The organism is Marinobacter sp. ANT_B65 (genome assembly GCF_002407605.1).
Taxonomy (GTDB): Bacteria; Pseudomonadota; Gammaproteobacteria; order Pseudomonadales; family Oleiphilaceae; genus Marinobacter.
Window position 1 is genome coordinate 33,856 of sequence record NZ_NXGV01000004.1, and the last position, 22,370, is coordinate 56,225.

The following is a 22,370-nucleotide window of genomic DNA, read 5'->3' on the forward strand; positions in this document are numbered from 1 at the left end:
AAATGCCGCCGGGGCCTGGCTTCGGCGGCATTTTTGGCTATTGGCCCAAGTACGTGACGGGTCTGATGTGGAGCTTCTATGAGCGGACTGATCCCCCAACGCTTTGTTGAAGACCTGCTCGACCGGGTGGACCTGGCAGAGCTGATCGGCTCCCGCATCACTCTGAAAAAGGCTGGTGGCAATTACAAAGCCTGCTGCCCCTTTCATGATGAAAAGACGCCCTCGTTCAATGTAAGACCGGACAAAGGCTTCTATCATTGTTTCGGCTGTGGCGCTCATGGCGATGCGATCAGCTTCGTACGTGAGTTTGACGGCCTCGGCTTTACCGACGCCGTTGAAGAACTGGCACGCAGAGCGGGGCTGGAAGTACCGTACGACCAGGCCGCAAAGCAGGAAATTCAGCAGGCACGAACGCTGACAGACGCTCTGGACTTTGCCAGTCGGTTTTATCAGTCTTCGCTGCGTAGCCAGCAAGGCGCCTTTGCTCGCGATTACCTGAAGCAACGCGGGCTCGACGAAGACATTATCCAGCAGTACCAGATAGGGTACGCACCGGCAGCAGGTACATCACTGTTTGATGCCGCGAACAAGGATCTTCAGGGACCGCTGATTGAAACCGGCACAGTCTCTGACAAATACGGCAGACCACGGGATCTGTTCCGTAACAGGGTCATGTTCCCGATCCGTAACAGCCGGGGCAAAACCATAGCTTTCGGCGGGCGGACGCTCGGCGATGACAAGGCGAAGTACATCAACTCCCCCGAGTCAGATGTATTTCACAAAAGCCGTCAGATATACGGCCTGTTTGAAGCAAAACAGACACTGAAACAGCTCGACAAGCTGCTGGTAGTAGAAGGCTACATGGACGTAATTGCCCTGGCCCAGCACGGCATTCATTACGCCGTTGCGACCCTTGGCACAGCAACGAACCAGGATAGCCTGACCGCCCTGCTGAAACAGGCAAGGCACATAGTGTTCTGTTTTGATGGCGACCAGGCTGGCTTCAGAGCCGCAGACAGAGCCATGGACAACGCTCTCGAACTTATGGCCGACGGACTGCATCTACAGTTTCTGATGCTTCCGGAGGGCGAAGACCCGGACACTCTGGTGCGTAAGGAAGGCGCCGAGGCGTTTCAGAAGCGCATTGACGGCGCCACGCCGCTGTCCAGATACCTGTTTGATCGCCAGAGCGAGGGTCTGGATCTGCAGTTACCGGAAAATCGCGGCGAACTGAGAGCCAGAGCAGAGCCTCTGCTGAATAAAATGCCCAGATGCACCCTGCGGGATGCCATGTGGCACGAAATGCTGCGTTTATGCGGAGGCCGCAGCCAGTGGCAGAACCGCCCGCCCCAGCAGTGGGGCAAGTGGAAGGGTGAACGGAGAGATCGCGTCACCGAAGAGCGTATCGACGTAAAACTGAACAAAGACAGCATTCTGTGCCTGGCGCTGCTTGAAGCGCCAGACATGGCAAGCGAAGTCACCGAACTGGCCCGACAGTCTCGCCAGTATAATCAGGCCCGGAATTTTGCGGGATTTATTCTGGAACATGAAATCCGGAATCGAAAAGCACTGGTAACAAAGCTCGCCCTGGACAATCAGGCGCGTGAACGGTTCTACCATCTGTTTGACGGCATTGAGCACATTCCCGCAAGGGAAAGCACCTTGGCCGCGGCACGAGAGATACTGAACCCGAATGAAGAAGCATCGCGGCAGCAAAAGCTGGCCACATTATTGCGGAATTTCGCAAACCTTACTGCCGAGGAACGACAAGAACTGCGAGAGCTGAGCGGAGGAACTCCGGATTAACAGCACTTGAAACTTGGCGCACTGATCACCATCTAACCATTCGGTGGCAGAGCATTAGAGCGACAGCTATAATGGCTGTTTCATTTTATCTTTATTTAAGCGAGTTCACAGGGTGTCTATGTCAGGCAATTCGCAGAAATCACGTTTGAAAGACCTCATTGCACGAGGCAAGGAACAAGGCTACCTGACTTACGCCGAGGTAAACGACCACCTCCCGGAAGACATTGCCGATCCGGATCAGGTCGAAGACATCATTCGCATGATCAACGACATGGGCATTCAGGTATCTGAAGTGGCACCGGATGCCGATACTCTGCTGATGACCGATGGCGATTCCACCGCCGATGAAGCCGCAGCTGCTGAAGCTGCCGCCGCTCTCGCCGCGGTAGAATCCGACGCAGGCCGCACCACCGACCCGGTGCGCATGTACATGCGCGAAATGGGTACCGTGGAGCTGCTGACTCGTGAAGGCGAAATAGTTATCGCCAAGCGAATCGAAGAAGGCATTCGTGATGTTATGGCAGCGGTTGCCCACTTCCCTGGCACCGCTGGCACAGTAATCCAGGCCTACGATCGCATCATCGAAAACGAAGGTCGTATCAGCGACATCGTAACCGGTTTCCTGGATCCGGACGGTGCAGAACCGTTCATGCCGGAAGAACCTGCCAAGCCCGAAGCGGCCAGCAACGAATCTGATGACGACGATTCAGATGAAGAAGAGGAAGAAACCGAAAGCGGGCCGGATCCCGAAGAAACCCGTCTGCGTTTCGAGCTCCTCAGGGAAAAACTGGCAACTGCTGAAGCTTTGCTTGCAAAACTCGGTCGTGCAGATAAAAAAACCCAGACCGCACTAAATGAGCTGGGTCAGGTTTTTGCTCCATTCAAACTGGGCAACAAAGCATTTGATGAGCTGGTCAACGTTGTACGTTCTACCAACGACCTTGTACGCCAGAATGAGCGAGCAATACTCCAGATTTGCGTTCGTGACTGCAAAATGCCGCGTAAGGAGTTCATCAAATCCTTCCCGGGCAATGAAGCGAACCAGGATTGGGCGGAAAAAATCATCAAGAGTAAAAAGCCCTACGCCGCGGCGATGAGCGAACGTATTGATGAAATCATCCGGCTTCAGAAACGCATTCAGAATGTACAGACTGAAGTGGATCTGGACGTTGTCGATATCAAGGAAATCAACCGCCGCGTCTCTATTGGCGAAGCACGAGCTCGTCGCGCCAAGAAAGAGATGGTTGAGGCCAACCTGCGTCTGGTTATTTCTATTGCAAAGAAATACACCAACCGTGGGCTGCAGTTCCTGGATCTGATCCAGGAAGGCAACATCGGCCTGATGAAAGCCGTAGACAAATTTGAATACCGTCGCGGCTACAAGTTCTCGACCTATGCTACCTGGTGGATTCGTCAGGCCATAACCCGCTCTATTGCGGATCAGGCGCGCACCATTCGTATTCCGGTGCACATGATTGAGACCATCAACAAGCTCAACCGCATTTCTCGCCAGATGCTTCAGGAAATGGGCCGCGAGCCCACGCCGGAAGAGTTGGGTGAGCGTATGGAAATGCCTGAAGACAAGATTCGCAAGGTACTGAAGATCGCCAAAGAGCCGATCTCCATGGAAACGCCGATCGGTGATGATGAAGACAGCCATCTGGGCGATTTCATTGAGGACATCCAGGCACTCTCGCCAGTGGATTCCGCAACGGCTGAAGGCCTGCGTGAAGCCACCCGCTCCGTTTTGGCGGGCCTCACTGCTCGTGAGTCCAAAGTATTGCGTATGCGCTTCGGCATTGAGATGAATACCGATCACACACTGGAAGAAGTCGGTAAGCAGTTCGACGTAACCCGTGAGCGCATCCGTCAGATCGAGGCAAAAGCGCTGCGCAAACTGCGTCATCCGTCTCGTTCCGACCATCTTCGTGGATTTATTGACGATCAAGGCAACGGATAAGCTTCACAACAGTAGCGGGCGCCGCACCTCCCCGGTATAATGGCGCCCGCTTTGTTTCCTTAACGGGAAACACTTTCCTGACAGCGTTCGCTGAACGGGCCTATAGCTCAGTTGGTTAGAGCAGAGGACTCATAATCCTTTGGTCCCTGGTTCGAGTCCAGGTGGGCCCACCATTACTCGCTTTTACAAATACTTCCCGGAACTCAAAGCACCTGTCAAAGCCCCTGAAACCAGGGCTTTAGCCCCTACCATTACCCTGCCCTTCGAATATACCTCTGGGATCCGCCAACTGAGTTTCTGAACAGAGACGCAGGCCTTACGATCGATAAATGTGCTGCAAGTGAGCGCGAAGAACTGTCACTCGCACCCCGATTAACAAAAGTACCCATAGAAGTGCCTTGAAAGAACACGGGATACAGCTACTCTCTAAGAGCATAGGTGAGCCACTAAGGTATTAGAGATGATGCGTTATATATGGATAGCTTTGACCGCAGCCCTCGCCGGATGTGGCGGGGGTGGGAGTGATAGCAGCTCTGGAAGCAGCTCCGAAAGCAATAATATAACGTGCGAACCAGCCAGAGAGATATTTTCCAGCCCAACGGAGAAAGCGGCTGGAGTCTACCTGGGATATTTTGAACATATATATGAAACATCCACAACCCGGGAAGGTACAGGGATTCTCTCCCCATCTGGGCGCCTCATGTTTTTCGCTAACAACGGGCTGGTGACCGGTTTATTTTCTCTGCCTGAACCTTCTCCCGTGGACGGCACATCCACTTTCGATGGAAGTGTAAAGCTGTGGTCCTCAGAAGCCGCAGCAGACAGCTTACCTCTGAATGGCTATCTCACAGGCCAGGGTGGGCTGTCGGCCAACTGCAGCTCCTGTGACGATGCCCGGGAGCTACTTGAGCCGGTTCGATCCTATAGATTTGAGGCTCAATACGGAAAGCCGACGTCGAATGTCTGCCTTTCCAGTGTTGACGCCAGCGGGTCCTGGAGCCAGAGTTCCGGTGAAGAAACAACGACTATTACCATCGATGCAAATAACAGTTTCACTGGTTCGGATTCCACTGGCTGCGTTTACTCGGGGGCACTAATTGACCACCGTATTGAAGGCGGCATAATGGACATCAATGCTACGATCAGTAATTGCGCGAAAGCAGGTGAGTTCACTGGTGTCGGGAGCATCCTGGGCGATAGCCAGGAGTCGGCACATTTTATTTTTGGTGCCATATGGTCCGACTCCCGGGTCGTTGTACTCAGTCTTGAAAAGTGATGCCCTGTTTGTTGTTTAGCACTTCAGGGCATCTGGCACTCAGGAAGTGAGTAGCAGATGCCTGGATGTTCAGCTCAAGCTGGGACAAGCACACTGGATAAGGCTTTTTCTGGCGTGCCTTACCGCCTCACACTCGCCAACCTCTCACTTCTGAAAACATACAACCACTAACCTGCCACCAGTATTGCTTTTGGCAATCTGGAATCCTATTCTGGCATCTGGCTTCAGCTGACCCTACTTGAGCACCGCAAGCCAGCTTGCTTTAGCTATACATATCCATTCTTCGGACACAGACAGCTCTCTGTAGAGAAAACACGCTGTGCAGATCAACTGGGGAAAGCAGGATTGGTTTCAGGCTGTAACGGAGATACCAGCCGATTCAAAGAATAATCAATTGAGGAGCAAAGGAAATGAAACTCATGAACAGGGCCGGCCCGCTGGCCGTATTTTTCGCACTGATATTATTTTCGCAGGTTTCAGATGCGATAATTATTTCCAGCTACACAGCTTTATACAAAGATGGCTCGAAACTGGTAGTCGATCTTAAAGAACACGACTACGGTGAAGGGGCATATTATGCATCGTCAACCAGCTGGAACGAGCCTCCGCACCCACCTGTCCAAGGCTTTGATGCGTATTTTTACCCTTCCGCGCATTTGCAGAATACCCTCCCTGGTGTTTTTTCCGGGCCAGGAAAACTATCCGAAACCCTTCATTTAGATAACGGTCTGTATTTTGAGGTGGACAAGTACTCCGGCGCCTCAATGACCAGTTTTTTGTATCTGTTTTTTGCGGAAGACTGGGGCCTCTCAAACAACTCCATATTTTTTGCCTATGGTAATTATGATGTGGAATTTTCAGATGGTTTCTTTGAAACCTATATGTCCCCTTACCAGCTTGATGGACCCGGGAGTCTGGCGCTGATGATTATAGGTATCGCTGGTCTGGGATGGGTACGTCTGTACAGGCAAGCATAACGCACTGATACTGTCCTGAGGGGTTTTGGCGGTTCCAGGATTTGCGCCCTGACCGCCGGCAAAATGCCGCCCCTGCTCCTTACGACACCACTCCCCAATGACAGCTTTGTCATTACGCAAAAATCCAGATCACTCCATATATTTCAATACATTAAATACAAAACACATAACTGTACTACATCGATACACAGCCCTCGCACGAGCATTTGTTGCGGATCAGTCATGGTTGTTCTCTGGCTGACTGCTATGCTCAGTTCATAGGTGCAAACGGCATTCTGCAGTTTTACGGTCTGGCTCACCGTTCATAGGAATCCGTCAATTCCGACAGCAGGAAGGTTTCCTGCATACAACACTTTCCTGTAACGCTTATATATACCGCTGAAAGGAGATCGTGCATGAACAAGCATAAGTCGATGTTATACACCGCCGGTATTACCGGCATTGCTCTTTCTATCGGCGGCTGTGCCAGCCCTGGCGAGCGACCGGATTCAGACCTTCAATCCGCAGAGAGTTCTCTTCAGCAGGCCGTTGCCGCAGACGCCCGGAAGTTTGAACCAGTACTACTGAATAATGCGCAAAACAAAGTCGCCGACGCAAAAAGCCTTATAGAGCAGGAAAAGTACGTGGAAGCCGAGCGTCTTCTTGAACAGGCCGCTGTTGACGCCCAACTGGCTGGTACGCGTTCGGAAACGGCTAAAGCCAAACACGCTGTAGAGGAGATCAATAAAAACATTGAGTCGCTGCGCAAACAAATCAATCAAGACCAGTAATCGCCATATCTAAAAAGGAGACCGTTATGAACAAACGCAACATAACACTGGGCATGGCTGTGGGCTTTTCAGTACTGGTCGCCGGCTGCGCCACAACCCAGCCAGAAAATCCGATGGTTAATGAAGCTCGCGCCTCTTACTCCAAAATCAAAGACGACCCGGATGTTGCACGCAGCGGAGATCGTCAGCTACGTAGTGCAAGAGATGAGCTTAAACGTGCTGAAGCTTTGCTCGCTGACGGCGAAGATACTGTCCGCATTGAGCACGCAGCCTACCTTGCAAACCGCCACGCCCAGATCGCCAGCGAACAGGCCCAGCGCGCGCGACTTCAGGCGCAGATTGATTCCGCGGAAGAACGCCGCCGTGAGCTGATGCTTGACCAGCGTTCCAGTGAAGCAGAGCGGGCACGCAAGGAAGCCGAGATGCTGCGCAAGAGAATGGAGGAACTGCAGGCAGAGCGTACTGATCGAGGCATGGTACTGACACTGGGAGATGTCCTTTTCGATCTCAATAAAGCAGACCTTAAAGCTTCAGGGCAGAAAACCATCGGCCGCCTCGCTCAGTTCATGAGAGAGTATGAAGACAGGAGAGTCCGCGTGGAAGGTTACACCGACAGCACTGGTAACGACTTGTACAACCAGCAGTTATCCGAACGTCGGGCTCTGGCAGTTCGGGACGAACTGGTCGCACAGGGCATTGAGCGCCGCCGGGTAGAAATCCAGGGCTACGGTGAACAATTCCCTGTCGCCAGCAATGACACCTCCACTGGGCGGCAACAAAACCGTCGTGTAGAGATCGTGATCTCGGACAAAGACGGCAACATCGAGGCCCGGTAAAGCCGGTACTGGTATTGCAGAGGCTCGAACTCCGGACACATTGACCGGGGTCAAGCGTATCAATACCAAACGGCTTAAACTGAAATTGATGAATACGTTGACACACATCAGGAGTACTGCTGAATGGCACTGGAAAAACACGATCTGTTAAATGAACTGCCAGAATCTAAAGACGCCATCCATACACTGAAAACGACCGATCAGCATTTTGCGAAACTCTTCGAAACGTATCACGAGCTTGATCATGAAGTGCGTCGTATCGAACAGGGCGTCGAGACTCCTTCCGATGACTATCTTGAGGAGCAGAAAAAAAAGCGGCTGAGCCTGAAGGATCAGCTTTACGGCATGATCCGCGATTATGAAGCTTCGATGGCAAGCTGAGTCCCGCGTATTTCGGCGCACCCTGCCGCCCGTCTGCCGGGTGCGTTTCCCCTTCTGCTAGTTTCCCCGATCTTCTTCTGAATGAATGACAGCACCACACAGGGTTTCCCACCTGGATCGTTTTACTGCTAATCTGGTTGCACAATGAAACCCAGCCTGTCATAACAAAAACATCAGGAGAGACTTTCATGGAAAACGGTACCCACTATCGCACCTGTCATTTGTGTGAAGCCATGTGCGGCGTTGCCGTTGAAATGAAGGGAGGGCGCATTGCCGCCATCAAGGGCGATGAAAACGACCCCCTGAGCCATGGACACATCTGCCCGAAAGCAGTTGCTCTGCAGGATCTTCATGAAGATCCGGACCGGCTGCGTAAACCGGTTCGCAAAACGGCCACTGGCTGGCAGGAGATCGAATGGGATGAGGCCTTCAGAACTGTAGCGGAAAAACTGCATCGCACACGCACCAGCCATGGTCGCAACAGCATTGGTGTGTACCTCGGCAACCCAAACGTCCACAACCACGGCTCGCTGATCGCAACCATGCCGTTTCTACGGGCGCTTGGCACCCAGAACCGTTTTTCTGCAACCTCCAACGACCAACTCCCGCATATGCTTGCCAGCCTGGAGATGTTCGGTCATCAGGTTCTGTTTCCTGTCCCGGATATCGATCACACCGACCTGTTTATCTGCATTGGCGGGAACCCCATGGCGTCCAACGGCAGCCTGATGACCGTCCCTGACTTTCGCGGCCGGCTCAAAGCTCTGAAGCAGCGCAATGGCAGGATGATAGTTGTGGATCCCCGGCGCACAGAAACTGCAAAACTTGCAGAGGAATTTCATTTCATCCGCCCCGGCACCGATGCTTTCCTGCTGATGGCTATGGTGAATAGCCTGTTTACGGACGGATTAATCCACCCCGGCCCTGCAGAAGATCTTGTTAAAGACATGGACCTCTTGCGCCTGGCCTGCATGCCATTCACTCCCGACGCTGTTGCTGAGCGCACGGGCATTAGCGCGGAGACCATACGTAACCTTGCGCACCAGCTTGCAAAGACCCCCAAAGCTGCTCTGTACACCCGCATGGGCACCAGCACCCAGACATTCGGCAGCATCGCCACCTGGCTGGCTTACTGTCTGAACATTCTGACAGGAAAGCTGGATAGCGTTGGCGGAGTTATGTTCACTCAGCCAGCCATTGATCTCGTTGCCCTGGGGGCATTGTCCGGTCAACGAGGGCATTTTGGTAAGCGCCATAGCCGGATTAAAGCACTGCCGGAGTTTGCCGGGGAGTATCCCGCCAGCACCATGGCCGACGAAATACTCACACCGGGTGAGGGGCAGATTCGCGCCTTTGTGACCATCGCCGGTAACCCGGTGCTTTCCAGCCCCAATGGGCGCCGGCTGGACAAGGCTCTGAGCGGGCTGGATTTTATGGTATCGGTGGATTACTACATAAACGAAACCACTCGCCACGCAGACATCATCCTGCCCCCGACCGCAGCCCTTGAGCGTAGTCACTACGATATCGTATTCAACATGCTGGCCGTACGGAACGTATCAAAATACAGCGAGGCGCTGTTTGATGCAGGCCCGGACTCCCGGCATGACTGGGAGATTCTACTGGAACTGGCTCACAGGTTAGAGAAGTTGCGTAAAGGCGGAAAACTGGCTATTCGCTCCGAACTGGGCTGGCGAGCGTTCAAACAGGCAGGTCCCGATCCGATCATTGATCTGCTTCTCCGAACCGGCCCTTATGGCACAGATACCGGGCGTGCTCGTGCGATACTGGAGCCGGCCACAAGCCTGGCTATGGACCTGTTACCCAAACGCCACCCTCTGCGCGCCCTCACCAGACTGAGCTCCCTTAATCCTCAATGGCAGGAACTGCCCAAAGGGCTTTCCCTCAAGCGCCTGAAGCAGAGTCCCAGCGGAATTGATCTGGGAGCTCTGCGACCAGCCCTGCCCAACAGACTGTTCACACAGGACGGAAAGATACATCTGGCTCCACGGCGCTATCTTGAAGATGTAGAACGTCTTCACCGGAAACTGTCTGAACCGGACTCACCCGGTGAGCTGCTGGTGATTGGCCGGCGCCATGTTCGCAGCAACAACTCATGGATGCACAACAGCCGCAGACTGGTGAAGGGCAAAGATCGCTGCACTTTACTGGTCCACCCCAATGATGCAGGCCGGCTGGGCCTTAAAGACGGCTGTCAGGCGGAGATAAGTTCTGCTGACCGCCGGATCCTGTTGCCGGTGGAAGTTACCGAAGACATGATGCCAGGCGTGGTTTCCATTCCCCACGGCTGGGGTCATGACCGCGACGGTACAGGCCAGTCCACCGCAGCCAGTCATCCAGGCGCAAGCATTAACGACGTATTGAGCGACGAACATACAGATCCGGTGGCGGGTACATCCGTATTGAATGGTCAGTCGGTAACTGTCAAAGTCTGGCAACCGGAACAGAAACCTGTACCGGCCTGAACAAAACGGGGAGAAGAAAATGCCTGAGTGGCTGCAGTGGAGCCTGATTATTACCGGTGCTATCGCTATTGTTGTATTACTGGGTTTTATCCGAAGGCAAACGGTTATTCTGTCTGACAACCGCAAACGCCAGCAAAAAGCAGATGCATTTCAGGCCCGACGGCGCGAGGACATGATCGACAGTATCCGTATGATCGCTATGGCTATTGAGGAAAATCAGGTCGAATACTCGGAAGCCTGCTTACGCATCAAGGGCCTGCTTGATCATGTGGAGCCTGCGCTCATGGAACAAGCACCCTACCGGGTATTTCTGGAGGTATATGAGCAACTTCGCCATATGCCCACTCACCAGGCGCGCCAGGATACGGAAGCACGTTTCGTGGAAAAAATGGACAAGGAACGGTTCTCGGTAGAGAAGCGCCATGCTGATGAAATTCGCAGCGCCGCGACCGCCATCCGGAATCACCCGTTCTGATCAGCTCCCACATTTGTATCTTTTTGTAACCGGGAAATGTGTAGCCTGTGCATTTATTATTCTGAATATCAGCAGCTTGTCCCAAGCAGTCAAAAATGACAAAGCGCTCAGGCTCAATCTCCCACCCTCAATACCTTTTCTTTTTACAAACCTTGTCTAAATTGAAATCAGGGCGGTGATTTTTTACTGCATCGATGACCGCCCTGCGTTGTTTCTCCTGATATGTTCGGACGACTCTGCTATAAGCGAAAGCCTTGCCGGCCTTTATTCTGGGCCGGTTTTTTTTGTTACTGCGTCATCATGCCGGCCATAGCCATAATGTTGTCTTTGCCGTCTACGAGTTCATCAAACTGTTCTTCTACCTGCTTGCGATCCAGCCCTAACTCGTCGAAAACTTCCTGCTCTACGGTTTCGCTGGCACCAAGAGCTATGCCTCTGGCAGCCAACAGTTGCCGGCCCAGCCACAGCAGCCTGGCATAAACACTGTGATCACCTTTATATCCTGGATGCTTCTGATACCTGAGAGCCATAGTGACCTCGTCCGGCATACCCCAGTTCTCCATTAACTGGCCGGCAATCTGTTCACGGGTGATACCCAGGAGGTAATGTTCCGTAACCGAGGAATCAATGGCTGGGTTTACTTCCAGGGAGCGGCATACCAGTTTGAAATGGGGAGGAAAAACCTGCGCAAGCAGAAGGTAGCCAAAGTTATGCAGAAGACCCGAAAGATATGCCAGCCCGATCGCAGGGCGCTCACCCCGGGGCATCATACTGGCGAGAATGCCCGCTGACTGCGCCTGCCATATTGCCTGCTGCCAGTAATCCACATAGCCATCAGGGTGGTCCTGGGGCGGCTTGAGCGTATGCCCAAGGGACAGCCCCATCGCCAGATTCATGACCATATCAAACCCGAGTACCCGGGATACGGCATCGTGCACGGACCGAACTTGCCCGGCGGCCGCGTAAAAGGAAGATGATGCCCAACTGACAACCTGAGCGGCCAGGCTGGGATCACTCTCAACGATATCCACTAGATCACCCATTACTGCATTGGGATTTACCCGCAAGTGAATGATTCGCTGAGCTGTTTCCGGCAACGGTGGAAGTTCCATCGTGTCTTCAAGACGCTGCCGGATGCGCAGGCTTGTAAATTTTTTCAGGGCGAAAGTCAGCTGGGCACGGTCTTTGTCCGGGTCATCCAGATTTACAGCTATATTTTCCGATGCCACCGTAAACGACCGGCGATCCGCAGATGACGTCAGCGCGCGAAAATCTTCAGCAGGCATCACCAGGGCCAGATTCTGTTCACCCAGCTCCAGGGCTACTGCGGGCAAATCATCTACCCTGCGATCCACTATGGTAGGCCAGCCTGTAAGCGAAGGCAGAGCCGGAAGCTCCCTCAGGCCGGCGCGTTTTTTTACACGTACCTGCTCCCGGGGCTTCATAAGACGAAAATTCCGCTCCAGTTGCTTGTTCAAGCGCTCGAGGTCAATCAAATCTTCTTTGCAGCAAATGACCTGGAGATTATCCTGCCCGTCTTCGAGCAACACCATCCGCAACAGCTCGTGCCTGTTAGCCTGACGTGCGTCTCTCAGCGACACGCCCTTAGCGGCATCGCCCAAGGCCTGCTGAACCGTGACAGGTAATTCCATCGTTTTCTCCCAAGTGTTTTGCTGCTTGCCGTACGGCCTTCAAATCAACCGTGAGGGCCTCAGTATAGGACATAGTCTGTGTCTGAAGTTGATATTGAGTCTGTTCACACATCTCCATACCGCATTTTTTCACCCAGCCAGCGCCTGATCAGTGCCTGCACCAGCCGGGGGTGCCCCATGAGCCCCGGCGCCATCTCGCGCACGGGTTCAATCCAGCCCTTATCTCGTTCAAAGTCTGCCAGCCGGAACTGCATCATGCCAGTCTGACGCGTGCCAAGCACTTCACCTGGCCCCCGTATTTCAAGATCTTTCTCGGCAATCACAAAGCCATCCTGACTCTCACGCAGGGCCTGCAGCCGCGCCTTGCCATTAGCAGAGAGGGGTGGGTGGTACATAAGCACACAGAAGCTGGCCTGTTCACCCCGCCCCACCCTGCCACGAAGCTGGTGCAACTGAGCCAGCCCCAGTCGCTCCGGGTTCTCAATGATGATCAGCGATGCATTGGGAACATCAACGCCCACCTCAATTACAGTGGTAGCAACCAGAAGATCAAGCTCACCCCGTTTGAACTGGTCCATAACAGACGCTTTTTCTGCGGATTTCAGGCGCCCATGGACCAGCCCGATTTTCAGGCCCGGCAACCGCTCCGTCAGTTCCTGTTCAGTTACTTCAGCCGCCTGACATTGCAATGCTTCCGACTCTTCAATAAGAGTACAGACCCAATAAGCCTGTCGACCATCGTTGCAGGCCCCACGCACACGCTCAATCACATCTTCCCGGCGGCTGTCAGGGATTACAATAGTTTCTATGGGCTTACGGCCCGGCGGCAACTCGTCAATCACCGAGGTATCAAGATCCGCGTACGCGCTCATCGCTAATGTGCGCGGGATTGGAGTCGCTGTCATAATCAACTGGTGTGGTGCCAGAGTGCTCCCCACGCCCTTTTCACGTAACGCAAGACGCTGGTGCACACCAAACCGATGCTGCTCGTCTACGATTACCAGAGCCAGACGGTGAAACAACACATCATCCTGAAACAGAGCATGGGTTCCGATTACAATGTCTGCGACGCCGCTATGAACGGCTTCCAGAGTCTCTTTTCGGGCTTTCCCTTTGACCTTGCCGGACAGCCAGGCCACGCGGGCTCCCAAGGGCTCAAACCAACTACAAAAGTTCTGGTAATGCTGCTCGGCCAGTATTTCTGTCGGTGCCATAAGCGCAACCTGGGCACCCGCACCCATCGCCTGAAGCGCCGCCAGAGCGGCAACCACGGTTTTACCGGAACCCACATCGCCCTGAACCAGTCGCAGCATTGGCAAAGGTTGGCTGAGATCCTGCCGGATATCGCTCATAACGTGACGTTGCGCACCCGTCAGCGCAAATGGCAGCTCTTCCAGAAATCGTTCAGACAAATCGCCGGCAGGCAGCAGGGGTAAAGACTGGCGGGCCTGAATCTGCTGCCGGACCTGCAGCATACTCAATTGGTGGGCAAGCAGTTCTTCCATAACAAGTCGCTGCTGTGCCGGGTGAAGCCCCTCCATGAGCAGATGAACCGGAGCATTGGCAGGAGGAGAATGTACCAGCTGGACAGCCTCTGTAATGCCTGGCAACTGGAACTTGGCCAACAACTCTGCCGGCAACCAATCATGTATCGGATGACGTTGAAGGTATCCCAGAGCCTGCTGGCACAGCCCTCTGACGCGCGGCTGCTGTATGCCTTCCGTCAGAGGATAAACTGGCGTCAGGGTAGCCTGGCCGTCAGCAGGCATGGGTGGAGGGTTGACCTGATACTCGGGGTGATAAAACTCGTACCCGGCGCGGCCCGGGCGTACTTCACCAAAACACCTGACCAGCGAGCCTTCGGAAAGTTGATTTTTCTGTGCTGCGTTAAAATGAAAAAACCGCATCACCAGAAATCCACTGCTGTCTTTCAAGGTAACCTGCAGGCTGCGACGCCGCCCCATCACCAGATCCGCCTTCATCACCTCACCTTCCACCACAGCCACGTCACCTACTCTCAGGTTGCCCATGGGCACAATGCGGGTGCGGTCTTCATAACGATGAGGGAGGTGAAACAGCAAATCCTGCAGCGATGCGATTCCCAGTCGCGCCAGCTTCTCAGCCAGGGCGCTTCCTACGCCTTTAAGCTCAGTAACCGGAATATCATCCAGTGATGCCATGCGTCAGATCAGTCCGCTTTTGCTTTTTCAATCACCCGGCACTGACTTGCTGCCAGTGAAAGAACATCAATGGCTTTGGGCCTCGGGAAGGTGACCCTCCAGGCCAGAGCCACTGTCCGAAAAGGCACAGGAGCCGCAAAAGGCCGGGTAACAAGTACGTCTTCGCTATACCCCATGGCGGTAGCCGCGGAGAGCGGAAGAACGGTAATCCCCAGGCCAGAGGCAACCATATGACGAATAGTCTCCAGAGAGCTGCCCTCAGTAACCAGCGATGGCGAGCCTATGTCAGCACGACGGGTAACCGCATCCACCAGCGGTGGGCAGGATTCCAGCACCTGATCCCGGAAGCAATGCCCGGGGCCCAGCAACAGCAATTGCTCACGGGCAAGTTCGTCGCCAGTGATCTCTTTCTTCGCGGCGAGCGGGTGGCCGGCAGGCAGAAGTACTACAAAGGGTTCATCGTATAGCGGCAGCGTCAACACTTCCGCTTCTTCAAACGGTAATGCAATGATAATTGCGTCCAGCTCCGACTGTCGCAACTTCTGACGCAGACTGGCTGTGTAGTTTTCTTCGATATAGAGTGGCATCTCAGGCGCTGCACGGCGTAACTCCGGCAACAGATGAGGGAACAGATAAGGCCCAATGGTATAAATTGCCCCGACCTTCAAGGGTGAGCACAACTGGTTTTTACCATCCTGAGCCATGTCGCGGATCACGCTGACCTGATCGAGAACCCGCTGGGCCTGCTCAACAATACGCTGGCCGGTTTCCGTTACCCGAATACTGCTTTTACTGCGTTCAAAAAGCGGGACACCCAACTCGTCTTCCAGTTTTTTGACCGCAACGCTGAGTGTAGGCTGACTCACATGGCAGCGCTCTGCAGCTCTGCCAAAATGCCTTTCGCGGGCAAGCGTAACGACGTATCGTAACTCGGTAAGAGTCATGGTGATCTCCGGTCAAAAGGATACGGGTCGAGATTTCATTTATGAATGAGTCAAAGGATAAGGATTGATATTGTCTATGGCAATCACTGAACGCAATAGTATGCCAGGAATTCTTGTTGCCGGTTGCGGCAAGCTCGGTGGTGCTATCGCCGATCTGCTGAAAGACTCTGCACAGGTCTATGGACTACGCCGCAATCCGTCCAGGGTTCCGGAAGGCATACTGCCCATCGGCGCAGATCTGAACCGCCCGGAAAGCCTGAAGGATATGCTACCGGCGAATCTGGACAGCGTTATCTACTGTCTGACCCCTTCGAGTTACGACGAACAGGGGTATAGAGATGCTTATGTTAACGGCCTCCTCAACCTGCTTGAAGCCTTGGGCAACCAAAAGCTCAAACGGCTCTTTTTTATCAGCAGCACCAGTGTTTATGCCCAGGACGACGACAGCCTGGTAGATGAAACCAGCCCGGCTTCCCCTGCCCGCGTCACAGGCCAACAGATACTTGCCGGCGAACAGACAGCACTGGATAGCGGCCATCCCGCAACAGTTGTCCGCTTCAGCGGAATTTACGGGCCTTCACGGAGGCGCTTTCTTGAGGAAGTTATTGAGGGGCGCATGAACCCGGAGAAGCCTGCACCTTTCAGCAATCGTATTCATGAGGAAGACGCTGCCGCAGTTGTGGCTTATCTCAGTGGGCTGGCACTTGCTGGAAAACCTCTGGACAACTGCTATGTGGCCAGCGACTGCGAGCCGGTTCGCCTTGATGACGTGGTTGCATGGGTCCGCCAGCAGGTTCCCTGCGCCGAGCCGGTAGCAGAGGCCAGAAAGGGCGGACGGGCCGGCAGTAAACGCTGCAACAATCAGAGATTGCTACAAACCGGGTTCAGATTTCGCTATCCGGATTTCCGGGCCGGGTACCGTGAAATGATCGATAAAAGCCCGGCCTGGAACGAATAAAGGCAGCCAGTGTGGCTGCCTTTATTCCGTGACTCTGAGCTGGTTCAGCTCAGCACCATTACCGCTTCCATCTCTACAGGCACACCCTTGGGTAGCGCCGATACCTCTACCGCAGCCCGGGCTGGATATGGCTCCTGGAAATACGTCGCCATGATCTCATTGACCGTCGCGAAGTTCGACAGGTCGGTCATGTAGATATTTACCTTTACAATATCCTTCAGCTCCCCTCCTGCAGCTTCACACACAGCCCTGAGGTTATCGAACACCTGGCGGGTATTGGCAGCAAAGTCTCCGGAAACTACCTCCATGGTCTCAGGGACCAGAGGAATCTGACCTGAAATATAGACCGTGTCACCCGCCTTTACGGCCTGGGAGTATGTGCCAATTGCACGTGGTGCATTTTCAGTCTGAATTATGGATTTGTTGGTCATACCGTTCTGCTTCCTCTCGTCCAAAACGCCAATCGTCGCTGTTACCCGCGGGAGCTGTCAATAAGACAGTCCCCGCGGGCTCAGTATTTTACACGGTTAATCGATGTGACCGCTTTGATATTACGGACCCGGCGCATTACGCGAGCCAGATGCCTGCGGCCGTGAACCTTGACGACCACGCTGACCACACCAAAACGCGCATTCTGCTCATCCACGCTGATACGCTCTATATTTCCATCTGCCATGGCAACAGCCTTGGCAACTTCGGCTATTACTCCACGCTGGCGCTCAAGCTCAACACGCAGCTCTACGGAAAACTCATCGGTAATGTCCTTGGCCCAGGTAAGGTGGGTCAGTCGAGACCGGCCGCCATTATCTTCTGGCAGACGGGAGCAGGTATCCGAATGGATAACCATGCCATTACCGGATTCCATTACCCCAACCACAGGATCCCCGGGAATAGGCTTGCAGCAGGTTGCGAAACGAACAAGCATTCCTTCCGTACCACGTATGGTTACAGGCGTTTCGTCACTCTCACTTACATCCCCAGCCGGATCTTGCTGCTCTGGACTTTCAGCACCACTGACAAGCTGGCGAGCGACAAGGTAAGCCATGCGTTTGCCCAGACCAATATCGCTGACCAGATCATCGAAACTGCTGACCTGATTGTGGCCGACGACAGTCTGCTTCTGTTCGTCACTGATATCGGACAGGCTGGCACCGAACCCATTGAGAGACTTTTTCAGCAGGGCACGCCCCAGCTCCAGCGACTCCGCCAGCTTCTGACTCTTGAGTGTATGACGAATACTGCTACGGGCCTTACCAGTAACCACAAAGCTCAGCCATGCGGGGTTGGGCCGCGCGCCGGGTGCCGTAATCACTTCCACTGTCTGGCCACTCTGCAGGGGTTTGCTGAGAGACCCGAGATTCCGGTTTATCCGGCAGGCTACGGTTGCATTACCAATATCCGTATGAATCGTGTAGGCAAAATCCACTGGCGTTGCGCCCCGGGGCAACTCCATGATTTTACCCTTTGGAGTAAACACATAGATTTCATCCGGGAAGAGATCCACTTTTACGTGCTCTATAAACTCGAGGGAGTCGTCTGCCCGCTCACGCATCTCCATGAGACCTTTAACCCAACGGTCGACCCTTGTCTGATTCACGCTGGTCGCATTGGTCGGCTCGTTCTTGTACATCCAGTGCGCGGCGATACCATCGTTAGCAATATGCTCCATTTCCTCTGTGCGGATCTGGATTTCGATGTTCACATGCATGCCAAACAGGGTGGTATGTAACGACTGGTAGCCATTGGCCTTGGGCATTGCGATGTAATCTTTGAACCGGCCCGGCATTGGCTTGTAAAGGTTATGAACCGCACCAAGAATCCGGTAGCAGTCGTCTTCAGTATCCGTGATGATGCGGAAAGCATACACGTCCATGATTTCATAGAACGACTTCTGCTGGAGCTTCATCTTGTTGTAGATACTGTTCAGATGCTTCTCACGGCCGAGTATCCTGCCCGGAAGCCCACGCTCTTCCAGCTTTTCCTGAAGCTTGCCGCGAATATCCTCAATAATCTCCCGATGACTGCCGCGCAGTTTGTCTACGGCTTTGGAGATATAACGGGAGCGCATCGGATGCAGAGATGAAAAGCCCAGATCTTCCAACTCGGTAGAGATCGCATGCATACCAAGACGATTGGCTATCGGGGCATATATGTCGAGAGTTTCAGTGGCAATACGCTGGCGTTTTTCATAGGGCATGGGCCCCAGAGTACGCATATTGTGCAGGCGATCAGCAAGCTTCACCAGAATAACCCGGATATCCCGGGCCATCGCCAGGGTCATTTTCTGGAAGTTCTCCGCCTGGGCTTCTGCACGGGAGCGAAACTCTATCTGAGTCAACTTGCTGACCCCATCAACCAGCTCAGCTACGTCTTCTCCGAACTGCTCGGCAAGAGCATCCTTGGGAATACCTGTGTCTTCAATAACATCGTGAAGCATCGCCGCCATCAGACTCTGATGATCGAGTTTCAGACCGGCAAGGATATGAGCAACGGCAAGGGGGTGAGTTATATAGCGATCGCCGCTTTTGCGCATCTGGCCCTCATGGGCCTGCTCCGCATAATAGTAGGCCCTTCGCACCTGATTAATGCGATTGGTATCCAGATAGGTGCTAAGCTCAACCGCCAGCCCTTCTACTGTAGCCTCAAGCGACACCGCGCCTCCGTATTATTCCGACTTCCTACTATTATATGGGACAGAAACAAAAAAACCCGAATGCAGGCATTCGGGTTTGTACTCTGTCCTTCCAGCAACAATCTATAGACACACTATAAACTGCAGAGACAGATTTCAATGCTTTCCTGTGCCGGGCGGACTAAAATGCCCGCACCAGCCTTAATCTTCTTCGATTTCGTTCAGGAGATCGCGGCTGACCAGGCCTGCAGCAATTTCGCGCAGAGCAATTACTGTAGGCTTGTCGTTTTCTTCAGCGACCATCGGCTCAGCACCTTTGGTGGCAAGCTGACGGGAACGTTTGGTAGCCAGCATGACCAGCTGGAAGCGGTTATCAACGTGTTCCAGACAATCTTCAACGGTAACTCGTGCCATAACTTCCCCGACAAAATAAAAATGACTGATTTAGCAGACCGCGTAGTTTACTGCCAGCGGCACAATTTGTATACAGAAAAAGCCTTAATCATGCAGGCTTATCATTCTCGCCCGAAAGCCCCGCAAGCAGATGCCGGTGTCGTGACCGCTGAATAATAATCTGAAGGCGCTGACTGCGCACAACGGCCAGCAAATCGGCCAGGGCTTCCCGGAAATCGTCGTTCACGACCAGATAGTCAAACTCCTCAGCATGACGGCATTCTTCCCGGGCTTCAGACAATCGCCGCTCCACCACATCCGAGGCATCGGTCCCCCTGCCCACAAGGCGATCCCTCAATATTTCATACGAAGGCGGCACAATGAAAACACTGACACACTCGGGAATCAGCCGCCGCACCTGTTCGGCACCCTGCCAGTCGATCTCGAGAATGACATCGTGCCCTCTGGCCAGAGTTTCCCGCACCCACACCATGGACGTACCGTAGTAATTACCGAAAACATCAGCATGTTCCAGAAATTCCCCGCGGCTAATCATGGCTTCAAATTCAGCACGGCTCACGAAATGGTAGTTAACGCCGTCCTTCTCCCCTTCGCGCATGGGGCGGGTAGTGTGCGAAACAGACACTCCAAGCTTTTGGTCCGCACGCACCATTTCTGCCACAAGACTGGTCTTGCCAGCACCCGACGGTGCAGAAATGACAAACAGAGTACCCGTTTCACCGGCCTGACTCATGACTCAACAACTCCTGGACTGGATCTGGCCACCATCACTGAAGGCCCGGAAAACCGGAAATTATACGGGCTTTGACCAAACACCGCATCCCGGATACCCCGACAACTGGTAACATTGGGCTGGCGGCCGGAAATACCGCAACATCATCCCCAAGCACAGCAAAATGACGGAAAGGTAGCATGGATAAATTTCTGATTGTCATGGACCCAGCCCAAAAGCACCAAAAGGCTTTGGCCCGGGGAATCGAACTGGCACGCGCCACCGGCGCTCATCTGGAAGTCGTGGCCTTCACCCATGAACACCTTGGCGCCCTGCCTTCAGATCCCGCCATACAGCAGCAGGCACGGGGTGCCATGATTGAGCTCCGCCAGCGCTGGCTGGACCAGATACTGGCACTTTCTGACTGCAGCGACCTGAACATCACCACCCATACGGTGTGGGAAAAACACATACACCAGTGGATCATCGAACACTGCCACCCCAACCGCTTCAAGGCCGTCATCAAAACCGGCCAACGCTCAGAGACATTACTCTATACGCCGACCGACTGGCACCTTATCCGGGAATGCCCTGTGCCGGTCATGCTGGTTGCGGAGCAGAAATGGAACCATGCCCACCCGATTCTCGCAGCTATAGACCTGAGCTCTGGTAAGCCAGTCAAAAAAGCGCTCAATACGAAAATCATCGAACAGGCCAACGCCCTGGCAAAAGCCTTCGGAGTGGAGCTGCACCTGGTTCACGCGCTGCATATTTCCGAAATACTGGCAGATCTTGAGATTATTAATGTGGCTGAGCACGAGAAGAAGCGTAAAGAAACGCTGGAACCTGCCATCACCCACCTGTGTAATACTTGGCACCTGCGCCCCGATCAGATCCACCTGGCCGTTGGCCCTGCACACAAGGTAATCCCCAGCGTTGCCAGCAAACTGAAAGCCGACATGGTAGTCATTGGCACCAGCGGCAAAACCGGCCTCAGAGCGAGAGTCATTGGCAATACTGCGGAGAAAGTCCTTACTCACCTGAGAACCGACCTGCTTGCCATCAAACCCGGAGAGGCTGGAGAGTAATGCGCAGAAAATTCGACATCACGACTGACCAGCCTGAAACCGCTGCTGACGCCCTGTGCCAGGCATCAGGGCTTCCACGCCAACGCATAAAAGACGCCATGAACAAGGGCGCGTGCTGGTGGACACTTAAAGGCAAACTTGTACGTCTGCGACGTGCAACCAAGGAGGTCAAGGCGGGTACGCGACTACAACTGTACTATGACGAAAACGTACTGGACCGGAAGCCTGAACCCGCAACCCTGATAACGGACAAAGCCCGTTACAGCGTATGGTACAAACCCCACGGCATGCTGGCACAGGGCTCACAGTGGGGTGATCACTGCAGCCTGCTACGCTGGGCCGAGCTTGAACTCAAGCGCCCGTGCTATCTGATCCACAGGCTCGACGCCGATGCAGCGGGGCTGATGCTCATCGCCCACGACTCGAAAGCCGCCGGCGCCCTCTCCCAGTGTTTTTCCGGGCGCACCATAACCAAGCAATACCTGGCCAGAGTTACAGGCATTATCTGCATCCAGGACCAGCTCATCGACATGCCGGTTGACGGCAAAGCCGCCATTAGCAGGGCCACCACCCTGACCACAGATGAGCCCAGTCAGACCAGCCTCTTGCAAGTAGCCATTGAAACCGGGCGAAAACACCAGATCCGCAAGCACTTGCAGAGCATCGGGCATCCGATTGTCGGGGATCGCCTTTACGGAAGGCCTGCCAAGACTCCCCTGCAACTTCTGGCCCTCAGCCTCGAATTCGACTGCCCTCTGAGCCGGCAACGGGTAAAACTGGAACTGCCAGAGCCTCTGAACAGACTGAGCCCTGTCTGACCGGC

General features: G+C 54.0%; 19 protein-coding genes and 1 tRNA gene. 13 read left to right on the forward strand and 7 right to left on the reverse strand.

Annotated elements, in window-relative coordinates; genetic code table 11:
- Positions 1-78: 78 nt before the first annotated feature.
- From dnaG to CPA50_RS16270, 10 genes are all read left to right on the forward strand, one after another.
- Positions 79-1,806: a DNA primase gene (gene dnaG, locus CPA50_RS16225; protein WP_096783588.1), complete on the forward strand. Its 1,728-nt coding sequence runs from the start codon at positions 79-81 to the stop codon at positions 1,804-1,806.
- A gap of 118 nt (positions 1,807-1,924) precedes the next feature.
- A complete protein-coding gene (rpoD, locus tag CPA50_RS16230) occupies positions 1,925-3,766 on the forward strand; it encodes an RNA polymerase sigma factor RpoD (RefSeq protein ID WP_096783589.1) in 1,842 nt (613 codons plus the stop codon).
- A 96-nt stretch (positions 3,767-3,862) separates the two neighbouring features.
- Positions 3,863-3,939 (forward strand) — tRNA-Ile (locus tag CPA50_RS16235).
- A gap of 527 nt (positions 3,940-4,466) precedes the next feature.
- Positions 4,467-5,042 carry a hypothetical protein gene (locus CPA50_RS16240; protein WP_143750759.1) on the forward strand — a complete coding sequence of 192 codons (576 nt, stop codon included), beginning with the start codon at positions 4,467-4,469 and terminating at the stop codon, positions 5,040-5,042.
- A gap of 410 nt (positions 5,043-5,452) precedes the next feature.
- Positions 5,453-6,019 carry a hypothetical protein gene (locus CPA50_RS16245; RefSeq protein ID WP_096783591.1) on the forward strand — a complete coding sequence of 189 codons (567 nt, stop codon included), beginning with the start codon at positions 5,453-5,455 and terminating at the stop codon, positions 6,017-6,019.
- Positions 6,020-6,414: 395 nt separating this feature from the next.
- Positions 6,415-6,789: a DUF4398 domain-containing protein gene (locus CPA50_RS16250; protein ID WP_096783592.1), complete on the forward strand. Its 375-nt coding sequence runs from the start codon at positions 6,415-6,417 to the stop codon at positions 6,787-6,789.
- A gap of 26 nt (positions 6,790-6,815) precedes the next feature.
- Positions 6,816-7,625 carry an OmpA family protein gene (locus CPA50_RS16255; RefSeq protein WP_096783593.1) on the forward strand — a complete coding sequence of 270 codons (810 nt, stop codon included), beginning with the start codon at positions 6,816-6,818 and terminating at the stop codon, positions 7,623-7,625.
- A gap of 123 nt (positions 7,626-7,748) precedes the next feature.
- Positions 7,749-8,006 carry a YdcH family protein gene (locus CPA50_RS16260; RefSeq protein WP_096783594.1) on the forward strand — a complete coding sequence of 86 codons (258 nt, stop codon included), beginning with the start codon at positions 7,749-7,751 and terminating at the stop codon, positions 8,004-8,006.
- A 188-nt stretch (positions 8,007-8,194) separates the two neighbouring features.
- A complete protein-coding gene (locus tag CPA50_RS16265; RefSeq protein ID WP_096783595.1) occupies positions 8,195-10,492 on the forward strand; it encodes a molybdopterin oxidoreductase family protein in 2,298 nt (765 codons plus the stop codon).
- A 19-nt stretch (positions 10,493-10,511) separates the two neighbouring features.
- A complete protein-coding gene (locus CPA50_RS16270) occupies positions 10,512-10,967 on the forward strand; it encodes a DUF2489 domain-containing protein (RefSeq protein ID WP_096783596.1) in 456 nt (151 codons plus the stop codon).
- Positions 10,968-11,254: 287 nt separating this feature from the next.
- On the opposite strand, the gene CPA50_RS16275 is transcribed toward CPA50_RS16270, so the two are convergent.
- The 3 genes from CPA50_RS16275 to CPA50_RS16285 all read right to left on the reverse strand — a co-directional run bounded on the left by CPA50_RS16275 (position 11,255) and on the right by CPA50_RS16285 (position 15,743).
- A complete protein-coding gene (locus CPA50_RS16275) occupies positions 11,255-12,619 on the reverse strand; it encodes an aminoacyl-tRNA deacylase and HDOD domain-containing protein (RefSeq protein WP_096783597.1) in 1,365 nt (454 codons plus the stop codon).
- 104 nt (positions 12,620-12,723) lie between these two features.
- Complete coding sequence (gene recG, locus CPA50_RS16280) at positions 12,724-14,799, reverse strand: ATP-dependent DNA helicase RecG (protein WP_096783598.1); 2,076 nt, start codon at positions 14,797-14,799, stop codon at positions 12,724-12,726.
- 8 nt (positions 14,800-14,807) lie between these two features.
- The gene (locus CPA50_RS16285; protein ID WP_096783599.1) at positions 14,808-15,743 is read right to left on the reverse strand and encodes a hydrogen peroxide-inducible genes activator; all 936 of its coding nucleotides are present in this window, start codon (positions 15,741-15,743) and stop codon (positions 14,808-14,810) included.
- A 76-nt stretch (positions 15,744-15,819) separates the two neighbouring features.
- Between CPA50_RS16285 and CPA50_RS16290 the strand changes: the two genes are divergently transcribed.
- Positions 15,820-16,701: an NAD-dependent epimerase/dehydratase family protein gene (locus tag CPA50_RS16290; protein ID WP_096783600.1), complete on the forward strand. Its 882-nt coding sequence runs from the start codon at positions 15,820-15,822 to the stop codon at positions 16,699-16,701.
- Between the two features lie 44 nt (positions 16,702-16,745).
- Here the strand turns inward: CPA50_RS16290 and CPA50_RS16295 are convergent, their stop codons facing one another.
- The 4 genes from CPA50_RS16295 to gmk form a co-directional block, all read right to left on the reverse strand.
- On the reverse strand, positions 16,746-17,132 hold the full coding sequence (locus tag CPA50_RS16295; RefSeq protein ID WP_096783601.1) for a RidA family protein: 387 nt from the start codon (positions 17,130-17,132) through the stop codon (positions 16,746-16,748).
- Positions 17,133-17,212: 80 nt separating this feature from the next.
- Positions 17,213-19,354, reverse strand: a complete 2,142-nt coding sequence (locus CPA50_RS16300; RefSeq protein WP_096783602.1) for a RelA/SpoT family protein — start codon at positions 19,352-19,354, stop codon at positions 17,213-17,215.
- Positions 19,355-19,534: 180 nt separating this feature from the next.
- Positions 19,535-19,747, reverse strand: a complete 213-nt coding sequence (gene rpoZ / locus CPA50_RS16305) for a DNA-directed RNA polymerase subunit omega (RefSeq protein ID WP_096783603.1) — start codon at positions 19,745-19,747, stop codon at positions 19,535-19,537.
- A gap of 88 nt (positions 19,748-19,835) precedes the next feature.
- Positions 19,836-20,480, reverse strand: a complete 645-nt coding sequence (gene gmk, locus CPA50_RS16310; protein WP_096783604.1) for a guanylate kinase — start codon at positions 20,478-20,480, stop codon at positions 19,836-19,838.
- A gap of 179 nt (positions 20,481-20,659) precedes the next feature.
- Between gmk and CPA50_RS16315 the strand changes: the two genes are divergently transcribed.
- Both CPA50_RS16315 and CPA50_RS16320 read left to right on the forward strand, forming a co-directional pair.
- Complete coding sequence (locus CPA50_RS16315) at positions 20,660-21,547, forward strand: universal stress protein (protein WP_096783605.1); 888 nt, start codon at positions 20,660-20,662, stop codon at positions 21,545-21,547.
- A complete protein-coding gene (locus CPA50_RS16320) occupies positions 21,547-22,365 on the forward strand; it encodes an RluA family pseudouridine synthase (protein WP_096783606.1) in 819 nt (272 codons plus the stop codon). Before CPA50_RS16315 ends, CPA50_RS16320 begins: the two co-directional genes overlap by 1 nt.
- Positions 22,366-22,370: the final 5 nt, after the last annotated feature.

Coding starts and splice junctions, on each gene's coding strand:
- dnaG (WP_096783588.1), top strand. CDS start 79: ATGAGCGGACTGATCCCCCAACGCTTTGTTGAAGACCTGCTCGACCGG.
- rpoD (WP_096783589.1), top strand. CDS start 1,925: ATGTCAGGCAATTCGCAGAAATCACGTTTGAAAGACCTCATTGCACGA.
- CPA50_RS16240 (WP_143750759.1), top strand. CDS start 4,467: ATGTTTTTCGCTAACAACGGGCTGGTGACCGGTTTATTTTCTCTGCCT.
- CPA50_RS16245 (WP_096783591.1), top strand. CDS start 5,453: ATGAAACTCATGAACAGGGCCGGCCCGCTGGCCGTATTTTTCGCACTG.
- CPA50_RS16250 (WP_096783592.1), top strand. CDS start 6,415: ATGAACAAGCATAAGTCGATGTTATACACCGCCGGTATTACCGGCATT.
- CPA50_RS16255 (WP_096783593.1), top strand. CDS start 6,816: ATGAACAAACGCAACATAACACTGGGCATGGCTGTGGGCTTTTCAGTA.
- CPA50_RS16260 (WP_096783594.1), top strand. CDS start 7,749: ATGGCACTGGAAAAACACGATCTGTTAAATGAACTGCCAGAATCTAAA.
- CPA50_RS16265 (WP_096783595.1), top strand. CDS start 8,195: ATGGAAAACGGTACCCACTATCGCACCTGTCATTTGTGTGAAGCCATG.
- CPA50_RS16270 (WP_096783596.1), top strand. CDS start 10,512: ATGCCTGAGTGGCTGCAGTGGAGCCTGATTATTACCGGTGCTATCGCT.
- CPA50_RS16275 (WP_096783597.1), bottom strand. CDS start 12,619: ATGGAATTACCTGTCACGGTTCAGCAGGCCTTGGGCGATGCCGCTAAG.
- recG (WP_096783598.1), bottom strand. CDS start 14,799: ATGGCATCACTGGATGATATTCCGGTTACTGAGCTTAAAGGCGTAGGA.
- CPA50_RS16285 (WP_096783599.1), bottom strand. CDS start 15,743: ATGACTCTTACCGAGTTACGATACGTCGTTACGCTTGCCCGCGAAAGG.
- CPA50_RS16290 (WP_096783600.1), top strand. CDS start 15,820: ATGGCAATCACTGAACGCAATAGTATGCCAGGAATTCTTGTTGCCGGT.
- CPA50_RS16295 (WP_096783601.1), bottom strand. CDS start 17,132: ATGACCAACAAATCCATAATTCAGACTGAAAATGCACCACGTGCAATT.
- rpoZ (WP_096783603.1), bottom strand. CDS start 19,747: ATGGCACGAGTTACCGTTGAAGATTGTCTGGAACACGTTGATAACCGC.
- gmk (WP_096783604.1), bottom strand. CDS start 20,480: ATGAGTCAGGCCGGTGAAACGGGTACTCTGTTTGTCATTTCTGCACCG.
- CPA50_RS16315 (WP_096783605.1), top strand. CDS start 20,660: ATGGATAAATTTCTGATTGTCATGGACCCAGCCCAAAAGCACCAAAAG.
- CPA50_RS16320 (WP_096783606.1), top strand. CDS start 21,547: ATGCGCAGAAAATTCGACATCACGACTGACCAGCCTGAAACCGCTGCT.